The following is an 898-nucleotide window of genomic DNA, read 5'->3' as shown; positions in this document are numbered from 1 at the left end:
AAGGCCATCGCATTGCTGTCAGGCCTGGCCACGGCGGCCGCATCGACCTGCAGCACCAGCACGATCTGCAGGGCCACGCCCGCGTAGTTCAGCCATGGGTGGCTCCAGGCCGGCAGGTGATCCTTCAGCGACAACATCATGGGGGCGAAAACAGGTGGCGGGAACGGGATCGAGGCGGCCAGCGACTGCTGCACGGCTTCGGGCATGCCATCGACCATCGGCGTCCAGAACACGCCCGGGGCGATGGTATTGACGCGGATGCCGAAGCGCGACAGTTCGCGTGCCATCGGCAGCGTCATCGACACCACGCCGCCCTTGCTGGCGGCATACGCGGCCTGGCCGATCTGGCCCTCATAGGCGGCGATGCTGGCGGTGTTGATGATCACCCCGCGCTCGCCATCGATGCCGGCCTCGTTGTGCTGCATGCGGTTGGCGGCGGCCTTGGCGACATTGAAGCTGCCGACCAGATTGACCATCACCGTGCCCTGGAAGCCGGCCAGCGGCATCGGGCCGTCCTTGCCCAGCACGCGGCCGGCGCCGAGGATGCCGGCGCAGTTCATCGCCACGTTCAGGCCGCCGAGGAAATCGTGGGCCTGGTCGATGGCTGCCGAGACGGCCGCTTCATCGCTGACGTTGACGTTGAAATAGCGGGCCTTGTCGGCACCCAGATCGGCAACGGCGGCGGCGCCCTTGGCGTCGTTGAGGTCGAACAGGGCCACCTTGCCGCCCTGGGCGACGAGGTGCTGGGCCACGGCCAGGCCGAGGCCGGAGACGCCGCCAGTGATCACGGCACGTACGGAAGACAGCTGCATTGAACGGTCCTGCAGGTTCGAGAACCGCCGATTCTAACGGAAGCCGTGACCGCCGCTGTTGTGCACTGCGCCGCCGGCGCAGGGCG

The 898-nt window shown here is 67.8% G+C and carries 1 protein-coding gene; it reads right to left on the bottom strand.

What is annotated here, in order from left to right; translation table 11 throughout:
- Positions 1-812 (bottom strand): SDR family NAD(P)-dependent oxidoreductase (locus tag ABGA94_RS21655; RefSeq protein ID WP_375368073.1); only part of this gene is annotated, 812 nt, incomplete at its 3' end.
- Positions 813-898 lie beyond the last annotated feature (86 nt).

Source organism: Stenotrophomonas sp. 3diitr2024, from assembly GCF_042136455.1.
GTDB classification, from domain to species: domain Bacteria; phylum Pseudomonadota; class Gammaproteobacteria; order Xanthomonadales; family Xanthomonadaceae; genus Stenotrophomonas; species Stenotrophomonas sepilia.
The sequence above is the reverse complement of the archived record's forward strand: the minus strand, read 5'-3'. Positions and strand labels throughout refer to the sequence as shown.